The organism is Pontibaca methylaminivorans (assembly GCF_900156525.1).
In the GTDB taxonomy this organism is placed as follows: Bacteria; Pseudomonadota; Alphaproteobacteria; order Rhodobacterales; family Rhodobacteraceae; genus Pontibaca; species Pontibaca methylaminivorans.
In genome coordinates this window covers 2,142,655-2,158,328 of record NZ_FTPS01000001.1, presented here as the reverse complement: position 1 = coordinate 2,158,328, position 15,674 = coordinate 2,142,655, and the positions used below count along the sequence as shown (strand labels likewise).

10 protein-coding genes and 1 pseudogene are annotated in these 15,674 nt (G+C 65.8%); 7 read left to right on the top strand and 4 right to left on the bottom strand.

Annotated features, from left to right (window positions below; genetic code table 11):
• On the bottom strand, positions 1–1,902 hold the full coding sequence (locus B0B01_RS10485; RefSeq protein WP_076649808.1) for a TonB-dependent receptor domain-containing protein: 1,902 nt from the start codon (positions 1,900–1,902) through the stop codon (positions 1–3).
• A 441-nt stretch (positions 1,903–2,343) separates the two neighbouring features.
• Between B0B01_RS10485 and B0B01_RS10480 the strand changes: the two are divergent.
• Positions 2,344–2,988 (top strand): annotated as a pseudogene (locus tag B0B01_RS10480) (ceramidase domain-containing protein); the annotation flags it as partial.
• A 21-nt stretch (positions 2,989–3,009) separates the two neighbouring features.
• On the opposite strand, the gene B0B01_RS10475 reads toward B0B01_RS10480, so the two are convergent.
• Positions 3,010–3,663 (bottom strand): CPBP family intramembrane glutamic endopeptidase, encoded by a 654-nt coding sequence (locus B0B01_RS10475; protein ID WP_076649807.1) that lies wholly within the window; start codon positions 3,661–3,663, stop codon positions 3,010–3,012.
• 560 nt (positions 3,664–4,223) lie between these two features.
• Positions 4,224–4,928: a helix-turn-helix domain-containing protein gene (locus B0B01_RS10470; protein WP_076649806.1), complete on the bottom strand. Its 705-nt coding sequence runs from the start codon at positions 4,926–4,928 to the stop codon at positions 4,224–4,226.
• Between the two features lie 279 nt (positions 4,929–5,207).
• Here B0B01_RS10470 and B0B01_RS13560 point away from each other — a divergent pair, with 279 nt between their 5' ends.
• Genes B0B01_RS13560 through B0B01_RS10440 form a run of 6 tightly spaced genes read left to right on the top strand, consistent with a single transcriptional unit; the run spans position 5,208 to position 15,459 of the window.
• Entirely contained in the window at positions 5,208–7,925 is a 2,718-nt protein-coding gene (locus B0B01_RS13560) for a nitrate/nitrite transporter (protein WP_076649805.1), read from the top strand.
• Positions 7,926–7,942: 17 nt separating this feature from the next.
• Positions 7,943–11,728, top strand: a complete 3,786-nt coding sequence (locus tag B0B01_RS10460) for a nitrate reductase subunit alpha (RefSeq protein WP_076649804.1) — start codon at positions 7,943–7,945, stop codon at positions 11,726–11,728.
• Complete coding sequence (narH, locus tag B0B01_RS10455; protein ID WP_076649803.1) at positions 11,725–13,242, top strand: nitrate reductase subunit beta; 1,518 nt, start codon at positions 11,725–11,727, stop codon at positions 13,240–13,242. Before B0B01_RS10460 ends, narH begins: the two co-directional genes overlap by 4 nt.
• Positions 13,239–13,925, top strand: a complete 687-nt coding sequence (gene narJ, locus B0B01_RS10450; protein WP_076649802.1) for a nitrate reductase molybdenum cofactor assembly chaperone — start codon at positions 13,239–13,241, stop codon at positions 13,923–13,925. The genes narH and narJ overlap by 4 nt, the downstream gene beginning before the upstream one ends.
• 11 nt (positions 13,926–13,936) lie before the next feature.
• The gene (narI, locus tag B0B01_RS10445) at positions 13,937–14,623 is read left to right on the top strand and encodes a respiratory nitrate reductase subunit gamma (RefSeq protein ID WP_076649801.1); all 687 of its coding nucleotides are present in this window, start codon (positions 13,937–13,939) and stop codon (positions 14,621–14,623) included.
• 11 nt (positions 14,624–14,634) lie between these two features.
• Complete coding sequence (locus B0B01_RS10440) at positions 14,635–15,459, top strand: peptidylprolyl isomerase (RefSeq protein ID WP_234967756.1); 825 nt, start codon at positions 14,635–14,637, stop codon at positions 15,457–15,459.
• Here the strand turns inward: B0B01_RS10440 and B0B01_RS13185 are convergent.
• Complete coding sequence (locus B0B01_RS13185) at positions 15,436–15,588, bottom strand: hypothetical protein (protein WP_159438972.1); 153 nt, start codon at positions 15,586–15,588, stop codon at positions 15,436–15,438. The two genes, B0B01_RS10440 and B0B01_RS13185, sit on opposite strands and share 24 nt — an antisense overlap.
• Positions 15,589–15,674: the final 86 nt, after the last annotated feature.

The following is a 15,674-nucleotide window of genomic DNA, read 5'->3' as shown; positions in this document are numbered from 1 at the left end:
TCAGAACCTCGCCGTCAGGCCCAGAAAGGCGCGGCGGCCCGGATCGACCATCGCATAGGCCGGGTCGTCGTCGGCCAGCCGCCTGTCACCGATGTTCTCGACCCCGAAGCGGATCGACGCCCTGTCGTTCACCGCGTAATCTCCGAAAAGCGAGGCCATCATATAACCGGGCGCTCGCCCGCTGCCGGTCGAGGTCGCCTGCTCACCAGTGTATTGCAGGCGAAGGGTGGCCGAGAAATTCGTGCTCGCCCACCATTCCACCTCTGCCGTCGCGGCATGGCGCGGGCGCCCGTGCAGGCGCGAGCCGTCGGTGCGATCCACCGCGTCCAGCCAGGTGTAATGCGCGCGCAGCATCCAGTCGCGATGCAGTTCCAAATCGCCGCCCAGTTCCACCCCGCGGATACGCACCTTGTTGACGTTGTTATAGGTCCGGGTCGAGCCGCGCGGCAGGTCGCAGGCAAGAATGCAGGTGGTCTCGATCAGGTTCGAGACGTCGTTCTGAAACAGCGTCGCGCCAAGCGACCATCCCGGCCCGGCGTAATCCGCGCCGAGTTCCATGGTCACGCTGGTTTCGGGCTCCAGATCGGGGTTGCCGATGATGGTGAAACGTCCACCGCCGCCGATGGCCTCGTATTCGGGGGACAGCTCTTTCAGGGTCGGCGCGCGAAAGCCCCTGCCGACACCGCCCCGGACGGTCAGCGCATCATTCGCGTGCCACAGGAGATAGGCGCGCGGGCTGATCTCCCAGCCGAAATTCTCGTGCCGGTCAAAGCGGGTGCCCAGCACCAGTTCCAGCCCCTCGGCCAGCCGGATCTCGTCCTGAAGAAAGGCCGCGTAATGGGTCTGGCTGGCCTTGCCCACCGCGTTGACCGTGGAATCGCTCAACCTTTCATCGCGGATTTCGGCGCCAAAGGTCAGGCTGTGCGCGCCCGTCGGCGCAAGGGCAACCTGCCCGTCCAGCACGGTATCGGTCAGCCGGTGCGGCCCCGAGGGCACGCCGCCGTCGCTGCGGCGGTTCTCGCGCTCAAGGGTGCTGCGGGTCAGGCGCAGCCGGCTGTCGGCCCAACCCCATTCGCCTTCATGCGACAGCACCGCGCGGTTGCGCCGGATCCGGTCGTCCGAACGATAGCTGCCGCTCGCCGCAACCACATCGCGCCAGCGCGATTCGTAGCCCGCGCCGAAATCGAACGCGATGCGCTGGCGGTCGTCCGGCGTCCATGTCAGCCCAAGGCCCGCCATGCTGGTCTCGTGCTCGCCCAGGGAGGACGCCTGCGGATCCGCAACCGAGGGCAGCGCCGCACGGCGGCGGTGCTCGGCCCAGACGCTCAGCCCCAGCACACCGGGAACCAGCGGTCCGTCGGCGTGAAGGCTCAGCCCCGCCTGATCGCCACCCCTGCCGCGCGGAGTCGCCGCACCGTTCAGCGTCACCGCCGAACGCCATTCGTCGCCCGGCCGGCGTGTGACGATGTTGACGACGCCGCCCAGCGCCTCGGAGCCATAGAGCGAGGACATCGGCCCGCGCACCACCTCGATCCGGTCGATGGCCGCCGCCGGAACCCAGCCCAGTTCGTAATCCGAATGCGCCACAGCCGAGGCCGAGTTCGAGAACCGCGCCCCGTCGATCAGCACCAGGGTGTGATCCGTATCCATCCCCCGGATCGAGATACCGCGATGGCCGCCGCCCACGCTGCTGATGGTCACGCCGGGCATACCCTGAAGCGCATCGGCCAGGTCATGGACGGGCCGCTTTTCCAGATCCTCGCCGCCGATCACTGAAATGCTGGCGGGCGCGTCGCGCAGGCTGCGCTCGGACTGGGTCGCGGTGATGACGACCGTGTCGAGGGTGATCGGTTCATTCGCGGTCTCCTGCGCGCCGGCGGGCACCGCCCCCAATGCGATCATGGATACACCGCTGAAAAATACGCCTCGCGCCGACATGCCGCAGCCTCCCTTGTGATTTGCGAATCTAGTTACGTAATAACATATCATCATGCAATCACGAAAACGCGGGGAGGCGGCGGCGACTTATGCAAGCCACTGTTTCCATATATTATTATGCGTCATGCCCCATGGCAAAGGTGGGCCGCCACGGGCACGGCCACCCCTCGAACTGATCCGGCAGCGACACGTCCCGGCCCGGGGGAATCCGTCCGAACCGGGCCGGCGGCTGCCGAGCGGGTGGATCGCTTGCCTTGCCCGCTCGCAGGAGCGAAGCTCCGGTTCACGACTCCAAGGCCCCTGGGCGGTGCGGACAACGAGGATCGACATGCAGGATTGCACGACACTCCACGACCCCGCGCAATTGCCGCCCCCGCAAGACGACCTGTGCGGGAACCCGTCCCGATGAACTGGCTTTCCCCTGTCGATGCCTATTGCGAGCGCACCGGGCCGGACTATTGGTCCGAGCCGGTCAACGCCGTGACCAACCTGGCCTTCCTGATCGCCGCCCTTGTCATCTGGCCGCGGCTGCGGGGGCCGGAGATGGCAATGGGCCGGGCGCTGGCGGCGGTGCTGTTCGTGATCGGCATCGGCTCCTGGCTGTTTCATACCCATGCGAACCGGCTGACCGGGCTATTGGATGTGCTGCCGATCCTTGCCTTCGTCCTGCTATACGTTTTCGCCGCCACGCGGGACTGGCTCGGCGCGGGGCCCCGGCTCGCCGCGCTCGTGGCTGCGGGCGTCATCCCCTATGCCGCCGCGACGGCGCCGCTTTTCGCCATGATCCCCGGCCTTGGGTCCTCGGCCAGCTATGCGCCGGTGCCGCTCTTGATCCTGATCTATGCGCTGTTGCTGCGCAAACGCCTGCCCGGAACGGCGCGCGGCCTTGCCATCGGCGCCGGGATCCTGATCGCCTCGCTGATCTTCCGCACGCTGGACCAGCCGCTCTGCGGCGCCCTGCCGCTGGGCACGCATTTCATGTGGCATATCCTCAACGCCGTCATGCTGGGGTGGATGATCGAGGTCTGGCGCCGGGAACGCGCCAGCGCTGTGCAGCAAAGTCCGGGAAGATCAGAACGGGCGCACGACGGTGCCGGTGTAGAAGAACACTCCGGCCCCGACGGTGAACAGGATATCGCCCGCCGCGGCATGGAGAACGACCGCCAGGGGGAATGATCTCCGCTCGACATAGGCCCAGGCGAAAACCAGCCCGCCGGCAAAGGTCATGGTGGCCACGATCCAGTTCCAATAGAGCAGATGCGCGAGCGAAAACACCGCTGCATTCAGCACCAGCACCATGCGCCCCGCCGGCAATATCCGCCCGTAACGCAGAAAGAACAGCGGGCGGAACACGATTTCCTGCGGGAGGGCGGACAGAAAGGGATACAGCACCATCACCGCAAGCCAGGTAACCGGATCGAGGCGATAAAGACCAAGGAATGCCTCCGGCGCCACCAGCGTGACGACCGCCAGCGCGGCGGCCACCGTGACGCCGGAGAACGCGGCCACGATCCAGATCTCGACCCGCCGCCAGCCGGCCGCGAGATCGCGCCAGCGAAATCCCGGCGTGCGGTGCAGCAGGACCATGCTCGCCGCCGTGACGACGAGCAGGACGGCCAGCATGGCCGATGGCGGCAGGAACACGGCCACCAGGAACGGTGTCAGGACGAACAGTCCCAGGAACTCCGCAACCAGCCGAAGCCTGAGGGGGCTGTTCCTTGTCACGTCTTGGTCCCGTCCGGCGCCGGAGTGAACAACATCATCGTATGACCGAAAGCATCCGCGCGATGGTGCCGCGCCCGCGGTCGATCACCGTGACCAACGTGCCGGATTCTTGGGCAGCACCGGGGCCGGAAGGCGGAATGAGGCGCTCGATCATCACCCTTTGTTGCTCCTTCTCGCGGATGGAAACCGGACGCCGCGCCGGAGGACGACCCTGCTGAACGGTTTTCGCCCAACCCCGTCCGCCACGTGGACCTTTCGGGCACCCTGGGTTTCGGGATTCAAGCCGGAAATCCCGCCGATGTCATCACCCCGAGGTGTCAACATGTCGTCAACGTCATGACAGGAATCCCCTTGGCGCAGGCATCATAATATAGGGCACGATGTGATCGAAAGCAGATAAGGCAGCCGAGGCCGGGCGGGCAAGCAGGCGCAGGAAAGGCCGCGGAGACCACGCCTGTCCGCCCCCGACCGGGCATGAGATAAAAGGACAGCTTCCCCGCGCAACCGACTGATCTGGCCAGAAATATTCCCGCCTTTCATCCTGGCCGGGCCACGTGGTCTCAGGGGATGTTCAGGGCCGCGTCCAGCAGGTTGTCGGGCCGGGCCAGCGCCCGCAGCGCGGCAGGATCGGTGATGGTTATGCGCATTCCGGCGATATGCACGCCATGATCCTCCAGCGTCCTGAAGGCCCGCGACAGGCTTTCCGGCGTCATCCCCAGATACGAGGCCAGCAGCCGCTTTTCCTGCGGCAGCACGAAGCCCTTCGCATTGCCCGCTTCGGCGGATCTTTGCAGCAGATAGGCGGCCAGCCGTTCGCGGGCGTTGCGCAGCTTCAGGTTCTTGGCATGGCGCACGAGGCTGCGATAGCTTTCGGAGAGGTCCTGCACCGTCGCCAGCGCAAAGCCCGGATCATTGGTGAAGGCTGCGCGCACGTCCACCGCCGGGATCAGAACGATCCGGGACCGTTGCAGCGTGCGCGCCGACATCAGATAGGGCGCATCGCGCATGCAGGCCGCAAGGATGAATGTCGCGACCGGCTGGACCACCGCCATGGTGGTCTCCTGATTGCGCCAGCCTGCATAGAGCTCGACCGCGCCCTCCAGAACGACATGCAGGAAATTCGCGCCCTCGCCCTGGCGGACCAGTTCCAGCTGGGCGGGAAAGACCTGGTCATAGGCCGCTTGCATCAGCGCATCGAAAGCGGGGCTCGCCATCTCGTGGAACAGGGGCAGGTTGCGGATTTCGGCCCGGTCTTCTTCGCGCATTGGGCTGTCCTTGTGGGTAACTGGTGACTGGTTACGGGTGATTCACACTGACCCAATTATTGATTTTAATCAATCCATCATAACACATTTGTCATCTCTCACTCAGGCAAACACGGGTTCCCGGTTTATCGTTTAACCCCGATCGCGTTACCGAAATCCAAATGAACACGGTTTTTCCGGCTTCGGATTCGCACATTGACCGAGATCAAATCGCCCGCCCGCCCGCCCGTGCTGCTTCGGGGCGAGTGACCACGCGAAGAACCAATCGGAGCAGCCGCCATGCCGGACCCATATTCTCCGCCCCCGATGCAGCAGCAAAAGGCGCTGTGGCTCAGCACCACCGCCTTCACGCTGTGTTTCGCAGTCTGGACCATCTTTTCGATCATCGGGATCACCATCAAGGACGAACTCGGCCTGACCGAATTCCAGTACGGATTGCTGATCGCCATGCCGATCCTGACCGGATCGCTGACCCGGCTGATCCTGGGCGTCTGGACCGAACGCTACGGCGGGCGGCTCGTGTTTTCGCTGCAGATGCTGTTCACGGCGGTGGCAACCTGGGCGCTGACCTGGGCCAGCAGCTATGCCGGGTTCCTGCTGGCCGCGCTTGGCGTCGGGCTGGCGGGGGGCAGCTTCATCATCGGCGTGGCCTATGTGTCGAAATGGTTCCCGGCCGAGCGGCAGGGCACCGCGCTCGGCATCTTCGGCATGGGCAATGTCGGCGCCGCGGTGACCAAGTTCCTCGCGCCCTTCATCCTGGTCGCCTGGGGCTGGCAGGCCGTGGCGCAGATCTGGGCCGTCGGCATCGGGCTGATGGGCCTGTTCTTCCTGCTGGTCGCGCGCGACGATCCCGGTTTCGAAAGGCGCCGTGCGGAGGGGATCGCGGCGCCGACGCTGGCCCAGCAGTTCGCGCCGCTGAAATCGCTGCAGGTCTGGCGGTTCTCGCTTTACTATTTCTTCGTCTTTGGCGGTTTCGTCGCGCTGGCGCTGTGGCTGCCGCATTACCTGACCGAGGTTTACGGCGTCGACCTGCGCGTCGCCGGCCTTGCGGCCGCGGCATTCAGTCTCTCGGCCAGCGTCTTTCGCGCCTATGGGGGCGTGCTGTCGGACCGCTTCGGCGCCCGCACGGTCATGTACTGGACCCTGGGCTTCTGCACGCTGTTCCTGTTCATGCTGTCCTATCCGCCGACCGATTATGCGATCCGGGGCAAGGACGGGATCATCACCTTCTCGACCGAGATGGGGCTGTGGCCCTTCGTGGTCACGCTGTTCGCGCTGGGGTTCTTCATGAGCCTGGGCAAGGCCGCGATCTTCAAGCATATCCCGGTCTATTACCCGGACCACGTCGGCGCGGTCGGCGGGCTTGTCGGCATGATCGGCGGGCTGGGCGGTTTCGTCCTGCCCATCGTCTTCGGCGCGCTTCTGGACCTGACCGGCATCTGGACCTCGAGCTTTGCGCTGCTGCTGGTCGTCACCATCGTGTCCATGGCCTGGATGCACCTGTCGATCCGCGCGATGGAGCGGCAGGCCCATGGCAAGGCGCTGGACCGGCTGCCGAGCTTTCCCGAACTGGCCGAGGTGCATGATCCCGAGCGCACCGTCATGCCGCGCGTGCTGGAGGACTGGCGCCCCGAGGATCCGGCCTTCTGGGCCGATCGGGGCCGCAAGGTCGCGCAGCGCAACCTGTGGATCTCGATCCCCGCGCTGACGCTGGCCTTCTCGGTCTGGATGGTCTGGTCGGTGGTCGTGGCCCGGTTGCCCTCGATCGGATTCGCCTTCACGCAGGACCAGTTGTTCTGGCTCGCGGCGCTGCCGGCGCTGTCGGGGGCGACGCTGCGGATCTTCTACAGCTTCATGGTGCCGATCTTCGGCGGGCGGCTGTGGACCACGCTCAGCACCGCCTCGCTGCTGATCCCGGCCATGGGCATCGGCTATGCGGTGCAGGATCCGGCCACGCCCTACCTGATCTTCATCGCGCTGGCGCTGCTCTGCGGGCTGGGCGGGGCCAATTTCGCCTCCTCCATGGCCAATATCAGCTTCTTCTTCCCGAAAGCGGAAAAAGGCAACGCGCTGGGGCTGAACGCGGGGCTGGGCAACCTCGGCGTGTCGCTGATGCAGTTCCTGATCCCCATCGTCATCACCATGGGCGTCTTCGGCGCCATGGGTGGCGCGCCGCAGGTCCTGTCCGACGGCGGGCAGCTCTGGATGCAGAATGCGGGCTTCATCTGGGTGCCCTTCATCATCGCCTCGACCGCCGCCGCATGGCTGGGCATGAACGACATCACCGACGCGCGCGCCAGCTTCCGCGAACAGGCGGTCATCTTCACGCGCAAGCACAACTGGGTGATGTGCCTCCTTTATATCGGCACCTTCGGCAGCTTCATCGGCTATTCGGCGGGCTTCCCGCTGCTGATCGGGCTGGCCTTTCCCGAGGTGAACGCGCTGCAGTTCGTGTTTCTCGGACCACTGGTCGGCGCGCTCAGCCGGGCGGGATCGGGCTGGCTGGCCGACCGGGTCGGCGGCGGGCGCGTCACCTTCTGGGTCTTCGCGGGGATGATCGCCTCGGTCGTGCTGGTGATCCTTTCGCTGCAGGCACTGTCCTTCTGGGGCTTCTTCGCGGGGTTCATGGCGCTGTTCTTCTTTACCGGGGTCGGCAATTCCTCGACCTTCCAGATGATCCCCGTGATCATGCGCAAGGAAGTCGCCCGGCTGGAGCCGCAACTGTCGCCCGAGGATCGCCGCCGCCAGTCCGACCGCGAATCCGCCGCGATCATCGCCTTCACCAGCGCGATCGGCGCCTATGGCGGCTTCTTCATCCCCAAGGCCTACGGCAGCTCGATCGCCATGACCGGATCGGCGCTCGGCGCGCTGTGGGCCTTCCTTGCCTTCTACGTGGTCTGCCTTGCCGTGACATGGGTGTTCTACACCCGGCCGGGCGGACTGCTGCACGACATTGAAAACGGCCGCGCCATCGCCGGCGGTGCCAACCCAGCCTGAGAATTGAGGAGACAGCCATGAGCCATCTGCTGGATCGCCTGAACTTTCTGAAACCCGCCCGCAAGGACGTGTTTTCAAAGGGGCATGGCCAGACCACGACCGAGAACCGCGACTGGGAGGACACCTATCGCTCACGCTGGCGGCACGACAAGATCGTGCGCTCGACCCACGGCGTGAACTGCACCGGCTCCTGTTCGTGGAAGATTTACGTCAAGTCCGGCATCGTGACCTGGGAAACGCAGCAGACCGACTATCCCCGCACCCGGCCCGACCTGCCCAACCACGAGCCGCGCGGCTGCGCGCGGGGCGCCTCCTACAGCTGGTATCTGTATTCCGCGAACCGGGTGAAGACGCCGCTGATCCGCGGCCGGCTGATGCGGCTGTGGCGCGAGAAGCGCAAGATCATGAGTCCCATCGAGGCATGGAGTGCGATCCAGAACGACCCGGCGGCGCGCGAAAGCTATACCCGCACCCGCGGCAAGGGCGGCTTCGTGCGGGCCACATGGGACGAGGCGACCGAGATCACCGCCGCCGCCAACGCCTATACCGCGAAGACATACGGCCCCGACCGGGTGTTCGGCTTTTCGCCGATCCCGGCCATGTCGATGATCTCCTACGCGGCGGGGACGCGTTACCTGTCGCTGCTGGGCGGCACCTGCATGTCGTTCTACGACTGGTATTGCGACCTGCCGCCGGCATCGCCCATGACCTGGGGCGAACAGACCGACGTGCCGGAATCGGCCGACTGGTACAATGCGGGTTACCTGCTTTTGTGGGGCTCGAACGTGCCGCAGACGCGCACGCCCGACGCGCATTTCTATACCGAGGCACGCTACAGGGGCACCAAGTCCGCGGTGATCTGCCCCGACTATTCCGAGGCCGCGAAGTTCGGCGACATCTGGCTGAACGCCAAGCAGGGCACCGATGCGGCGCTCGGCATGGCCTTCGGCCATGTCATCCTGCGCGAGTTCCACCTCGACCGGCAGACCGAATATTTCGAGGACTACTGCCGCCGTTATTCCGACATGCCGATGCTGGTGGTGCTGGACCGGCAGGGCGACCGGCTGGTGCCGGGACGGCAGTTGCGCGCATCCGACCTGCCCGGCGCGCTGGACCAGCATGGCAACCCGGACTGGAAGACCGTCGCCATCGACGAGATGTCGGGCGATCTGGTCGCGCCCAACGGCTCCATCGGTCATCGCTGGAGCGCCGAAGACGGCAAGGACGCGGAAACCGGGCGCTGGAACCTTGAACAGAAGGCCGGCGAGCGTGACGTGCGCCTGAAGATGAGCCTGATCCTGGAGGGCGATCACGACCAGATCGCAGCGGTGGATTTCCCCTTCTTCGGCGGTGCGGCCACCAACGGCTTTGCGCTGGACGAGCGGGGCGAGGTGCTGACCCGCAACGTGCCCGCCCGCCGCGTGACGCTGGCCGATGGCAGCGAGGCGCTGGTGGCGACGGTTTTCGACCTGCTCTGCGCGAATTACAGTCTGGACCGGGGTCTGGGCGGCGACAATGTCGCACGCGATTACGACGCCGACGTGCCCTTCACCCCCGCCTGGGCCGAGCGCATCACCGGCGTGCGCCGCGACAGGATCGTGCAGGTGGCGCGCGAATTCGCCGACAATGCCGAAAAGACCAGGGGACGGTCCATGGTCATCATCGGCGCGGCGATGAACCACTGGTTCCACATGGACATGAACTATCGCGCGGTCATCAACATGCTGGTGATGTGCGGCTGCATCGGCCAGTCGGGGGGCGGCTGGGCGCATTACGTGGGCCAGGAAAAGCTGCGCCCGCAGACCGGGTGGACCGCGCTTGCCTTCGCCCTCGACTGGAACCGCCCGCCGCGGCACATGAACTCGACCAGCGCCTTTTATGCCCATACCGACCAGTGGCGCTACGAGACGGTGAAGGCGGGAGAAATCCTGTCGCCCACCGCGCCCGAGGGCGACTGGCACCGGCTCAGCCTGATCGACTACAACATCCGGGCCGAACGCATGGGCTGGCTGCCCTCGGCGCCGCAGTTGAAGACCAATCCGCTGGAGGTCGGGCGCGCGGCAAAGCAAGCGGGCCTCCCGGCGAAGGACTATGTGGCCGAACGTCTGAAGTCGGGCGAATTGCAGATGTCCTGCGAAGATCCGGATGCGCCGGAGAACTGGCCGCGCAACCTTTTCGTGTGGCGTTCGAACCTGCTCGGGTCGTCCGGCAAGGGGCATGAATATTTCCTCAAGCACCTGCTGGGCACATCCCACGGTGTGCAGGGCAAGGATCTGGGGCAGGAAGGCCGCGCGAAACCGGTCGAGGCCGTCTGGCACGACGAGGCGCCGGAGGGGAAGCTCGACCTGCTGGTCACGATCGACTTCCGCATGTCCACGACCGCCGTCTATGCCGACATCGTCCTGCCGACCGCGTCCTGGTACGAAAAGGACGACATGAACACCTCGGACATGCACCCGTTCATCCACCCGCTGCAGGCGGCGGTGGATCCGGCCTATGAATCGCGGTCCGACTGGGAAATCTTCAAGTCCATCGCCCGCAAGTTCTCGGAACTCGCGCCCGAGGTGCTGGGGGTCGAGACGGACGTGGTGCAACTGCCCCTGCAGCATGACAGCCCCGGCGAGATCGCCCAGCCCGTGGTGCGCGACTGGAAGCGCGGCGAATGCGACCTGATCCCCGGCCGGACCGCGCCCGCCTATATCGAGGTGGAGCGTGACTATCCGAACCTTTACAAGCGCTTCACCGCTCTGGGGCCATTGATGGAGAAGCTCGGCAACGGCGGCAAGGGGATCAGTTGGGACACCAAGCCCGAGGTGCATCACCTGCAGGCGCTGAACGGCACCGTCACCGAGGAGGGCGCGACCCGGGGCATGGCGCGGATCGACACCGCCATCGACGCGGCCGAGGTCGTGCTGATGCTGGCGCCCGAAACCAATGGCGAGGTGGCGGTGAAGGCATGGGATGCGCTCGGCCGCACCACCGGCCTCGACCACCGCCACCTGGCCGAGGTCAAGGAGGACGAGAAGATCCGCTTCCGCGACATCGCCGCCCAGCCGCGCAAGATCATCTCCAGCCCCACCTGGTCGGGCATCGAAAGCGAGGAGGTCTGCTATAACGCCGGCTGGACCAACGTGCATGAACTGATCCCGTGGCGGACCCTGTCGGGGCGCCAGCAGCTTTATCAGGATCACGAATGGATGCGGGCCTTCGGCGAGGGCTTCGTGACGTGGCGCCCGCCGGTCGATCTCAAGACCATCGGCGTACATGCCACGAAATCGCTGGCCAGCGGCGAAAAGCACGTGGTGCTGAACTTTCTGACGCCGCACCAGAAATGGGGCATCCATTCGACCTATACCGACAACCTCCTGATGCTGACGCTGAACCGCGGCGGGCCGGTGGTCTGGCTGTCGGAGACCGACGCCCGGACGGCCGGGCTGGTCGATAACGACTGGGTCGAGGTCTTCAACAGCAACGGTGCGATCGCCGCCCGCGCGGTGGTCAGCCAGCGCATGAAGGAAGGTTCGATGTTCATGTATCACGCGCAGGAAAAGATCGTGAACACGCCGGGCAGCCAGATCACCGGCCAGCGCGGCGGCATTCACAATTCGGTCACGCGCATCGTGCCAAAGCCCACCCACATGATCGGCGGCTATGCGCAGCTTTCCTATGGTTTCAACTATTACGGCACGGTCGGCTCGAACCGCGATGAATTCGTCATCGTCCGCAAGATGAACCGGATCGACTGGCTGGACGAGCCGCTGAAGACACAACCCGCAAGCCAAGCGACGGAGGCAGCGAAATGAAAGTGCGCGCACAAATCGGCATGGTGCTGAACCTGGACAAGTGCATCGGCTGCCACACCTGTTCGGTCACCTGCAAGAACGTCTGGACCTCGCGCGAGGGGGTCGAATACGCCTGGTTCAACAATGTCGAGACCAAACCCGGCATCGGCTATCCCAAGGACTGGGAAAACCAGAAGCGCTGGAACGGCGGCTGGGTGCGGACCCGCTCGGGCCATCTGCAACCCAGGCAGGGCAGCAAGTGGCGGATTCTGGCGAATATCTTCGCCAATCCCGACCTGCCCGAGATCGACGATTTCTACGAGCCCTTCGATTTCGACTATGACCACCTGAAATCGGCACCCGAGATGAAGGCATTCCCGACCGCGCGTCCGCGCTCCAAGATCAGCGGCGAGCGGATGGAAAAGATCGAATGGGGCCCGAACTGGGAGGAAATCCTCGGCGGCGAATTCGAGAAGCGCGGCAAGGATTACAACTTCGAGGGCATCCAGAAGGACATCTACGGCGAATACGAAAACACCTTCATGATGTATCTCCCCAGGCTCTGCGAACACTGCCTGAACCCGACCTGCGTGGCCTCCTGCCCGTCCGGCGCGATCTACAAGCGCGAAGAGGACGGCGTGGTGCTGATCGACCAGGACAAGTGCCGGGGCTGGCGGATGTGCGTTTCGGGCTGCCCCTACAAGAAAATCTATTACAACTGGTCCACCGGAAAATCGGAGAAATGCATCCTGTGCTATCCGCGCCTGGAATCGGGCCAGCCGACGGTCTGTTCGGAGACCTGCGTCGGGCGCATCCGCTATCTGGGGGTGATGCTCTATGACGCCGACAGGATCGCCGAGGCGGCGGCGGCGGAGTCCGAGATGGACCTCTACGACGCGCAGCTCGGCGTGTTCCTTGATCCCAACGATCCGCAGGTGATCGAAGCCGCCCGTGCCGAAGGCGTGCCCGAGGACTGGATCAAGGGCGCGCAGAACAGCCCGATCTGGAAAATGGCGATGGAATGGAAGATCGCCTTCCCGCTGCATCCCGAATACCGCACCCTGCCGATGGTCTGGTACGTGCCGCCGCTGTCGCCGATCCAGAACGCGGCCGAGGCGGGCCGGATCGCCGCGCAGGACGACATGCCCGACGTGCGGTCCCTGCGCATCCCGCTGCGCTATCTGGCGAACATGCTGACGGCGGGGGACGAGGCGCCCGTGGCCGCCGCGCTGGAGCGGATGCTGGCCATGCGCAGCTACATGCGGTCGAAATCGGTGGACGGGGTGGTCAACCTGGGCGTGGCCAGCCGCGTCGGCCTGACACCGCAGCAGATCGACGAGATGTATCACCTGCTGGCCATCGCCAATTACGAGGACCGTTTCGTCATCCCCACCACCCATCGCGAGGTGGTCGAGGACGCCTATGACCTGAAGGGCGGCTGCGGCTTTACCGACGGGCACGGCTGTTCCTCGGGCAACACACCGTCGCTGTTCGGCGGCAAGAAGTTCCGCAGCCCGCAGGAGTTCATCGCATGAAGACCTTCAAGGCACTTTCCGCATTGCTGTCCTATCCCGGCCCCGACCTGATCGCGGCCCTGCCCGAGATCGACGCGACACTGCGCCGGGACGGGCTGCTCGGGCCGAAGCGCATGGAAGAGATCGGCCACCTGCTGCGCGAACTGCGCGAGGGCGACCTTTACGATCTGCAGGAACGCTACGTGCTGCTGTTCGACCGCTCGCGCACGCTGTCGCTGAACCTGTTCGAACATGTCCATGGCGAAAGCCGCGACCGGGGCGGGGCGATGGTCGACCTGCTGGAGACCTATCGCGCCCATGGTTTCGATCTGGCCGGGACGGAACTGCCCGACCACCTGCCGGTGCTGCTGGAATACCTGTCCACCCGGCCCCTGGCCGAGGCACGGGCGATCCTGGCCGATGCCGGGCATATCCTGGTCGCGCTGTCCGAACGGCTGATCCGGCGCGACACCCGCTATGCCGCCGTGCTGACCGCGCTGGCCGGGCTGGCCGCCGCACCCGCCGATACGCCGGCCGAACTGGCCGCGATCCCGGACGACGACCCCGAGGATCTGGAGGCGCTGGACGCCGTCTGGGCCGAGGCGCAGGTGACCTTCGGCCCCGACCCCGATGCCGGCTGCCCGATCAGCCGCGACATCCTTGCCCGCATGGACGCCCCGCGCGCCCCGGCGGCCCCGAGGTAAAGGAGGCTTCGATGCATAATTTCGTTTTCGGGATCTATCCCTATATCGCCATCACCGTGATGATCCTCGGTTCGATCATCCGCTACGACGCCGACCCGTTCAGCTGGAAATCGAAATCCAGCCAGATACTGCGGCGGCGGCAATTCGTCATCGGTTCGGTCCTGTTCCATGTCGGGGTGCTGGTGATCTTCTTCGGCCATCTGGTCGGGCTGCTGACGCCGGTCGCGGTCTTCGATGCCATGGGCATCAGCCACGGCGCCAAGCAGATCCTTGCGATGGCGGCGGGCGGCATCGCCGGGGTGATGGCGCTGGTCGGCGGCGGGATGCTGCTGCACCGGCGGCTGACCGATCCGCGCGTCCGCGCCCATTCGTCGCCGGCCGACAACGGCATCCTGATCCTGCTGGTCGCGCAACTGGTGCTGGGGCTGCTGACCATCCTGGTCTCGGCGCAGCATCTGGACGGGCACGAGATGCTGCTGCTGATGTCCTGGGCGCAGGGGATCGTCTATTTCCAGGCGGGCGCGGCGGATCACATCGTCAATGTGCACTGGCTGTTCAAGCTGCATATCTTCCTTGGCCTGACGATCTTCCTGTTGTTCCCCTTCACCCGGCTGGTCCACATGATCTCGGTCCCGGTGCGCTATCTCTGGCGGCCGGGCTATCAGATCGTGCGCTCGCGCCGGCATGCGGCAAAATGACGGCCATGCAGATGAAACCGCTTTTGCCCCCCGTCACCGTCAACGGCACGACCATCGACCCCGGCCGCATCGCGGCCGAGGCGCAGAACCACCCCGCGCCCAAGGGCAAGCCCGGCCATGCCTGGCGCGCCGCCGCCCGTGCGCTGGCCCTGCGCGAGCTGCTGCTGCAAGAGGCACGCGCCCGGGGCATTGCCCCCTGCCCGACCGAACTCGCGCCGGGCCAGTGGGAGACCGACGACGAGGCCGCGATCCGCGCCCTGCTGGAACAGGCGATCCGCCCCGAGCCCGCCGACGACGCCGCGCTTGCCGCCTATTACGACGCCCATCCCGACCAGTTCCGCGCGCCCTCGCTTTATGAAGCGGCGCATATCCTGTTCGCCGCGACGCCCGGAGACGCCGGGGCGCGGGACCAGGCGCACACCAATGCCGAGGCGGTTCTGGCCGAGATCACGGCCCAGCCGCGCCGCTTTGCCGAGCTGGCCGCACATCACAGCGCCTGTTCCTCGAAAACCGCCGGCGGTTTGCTCGGGCAACTGAGTTCGGGCGACACCGTGCCGGAATTCGAGGCGGCGCTGGCCACGATGGAAGAAGGCGCGCTGTCGCTGGTCGAGACGCGCTATGGCATCCACATCATCCGCCTCGACGGTCGCGCACGGGGCGAGGTTCTGCCGCTGGATGCCGTGCGGCCGCGCCTGCGCGAGGCGCATGAAAAGGCCGGTTGGGCGAAGGCCAGCCGCGATTATGTCGAGGCACTGATCGCGGGCGCCGAGATCACGGGCGTGTCCTTCACGGACGGCGGGAATCGCGAGGAATCACGCCGGGACGGCGCGGCGTGATGGGGCCGGGCCGGGCCGGCCGCTCTCCTCGGCGGCGAGGAAGGCGACCAGCGCCACGACCTCTTCGGGGGCTTCCCTGCGGCCGGGATTCGCCCGGAACGCCTGCGGATCGCCAGCGGCGTCGATCATGCGGGTGTTCTGCTCCGTCCCGATCCAGCCGGGCGCAGCGGCGTTGCAGCAATGCCCTCCGCCCCGCGATCCATCGCCGGAGCGCA

Bases quoted from the DNA above. Each gene is read 5' to 3' on its own strand.
- narJ (WP_076649802.1), top strand. From the start codon at position 13,239: ATGAAGACCTTCAAGGCACTTTCCGCATTGCTGTCCTATCCCGGCCCC.
- B0B01_RS10470 (WP_076649806.1), bottom strand. From the start codon at position 4,928: ATGCGCGAAGAAGACCGGGCCGAAATCCGCAACCTGCCCCTGTTCCAC.
- B0B01_RS10440 (WP_234967756.1), top strand. From the start codon at position 14,635: ATGAAACCGCTTTTGCCCCCCGTCACCGTCAACGGCACGACCATCGAC.
- narI (WP_076649801.1), top strand. From the start codon at position 13,937: ATGCATAATTTCGTTTTCGGGATCTATCCCTATATCGCCATCACCGTG.
- B0B01_RS10460 (WP_076649804.1), top strand. From the start codon at position 7,943: ATGAGCCATCTGCTGGATCGCCTGAACTTTCTGAAACCCGCCCGCAAG.
- B0B01_RS13185 (WP_159438972.1), bottom strand. From the start codon at position 15,588: ATGATCGACGCCGCTGGCGATCCGCAGGCGTTCCGGGCGAATCCCGGC.
- B0B01_RS10485 (WP_076649808.1), bottom strand. From the start codon at position 1,902: ATGATCGCATTGGGGGCGGTGCCCGCCGGCGCGCAGGAGACCGCGAAT.
- narH (WP_076649803.1), top strand. From the start codon at position 11,725: ATGAAAGTGCGCGCACAAATCGGCATGGTGCTGAACCTGGACAAGTGC.
- B0B01_RS13560 (WP_076649805.1), top strand. From the start codon at position 5,208: ATGCCGGACCCATATTCTCCGCCCCCGATGCAGCAGCAAAAGGCGCTG.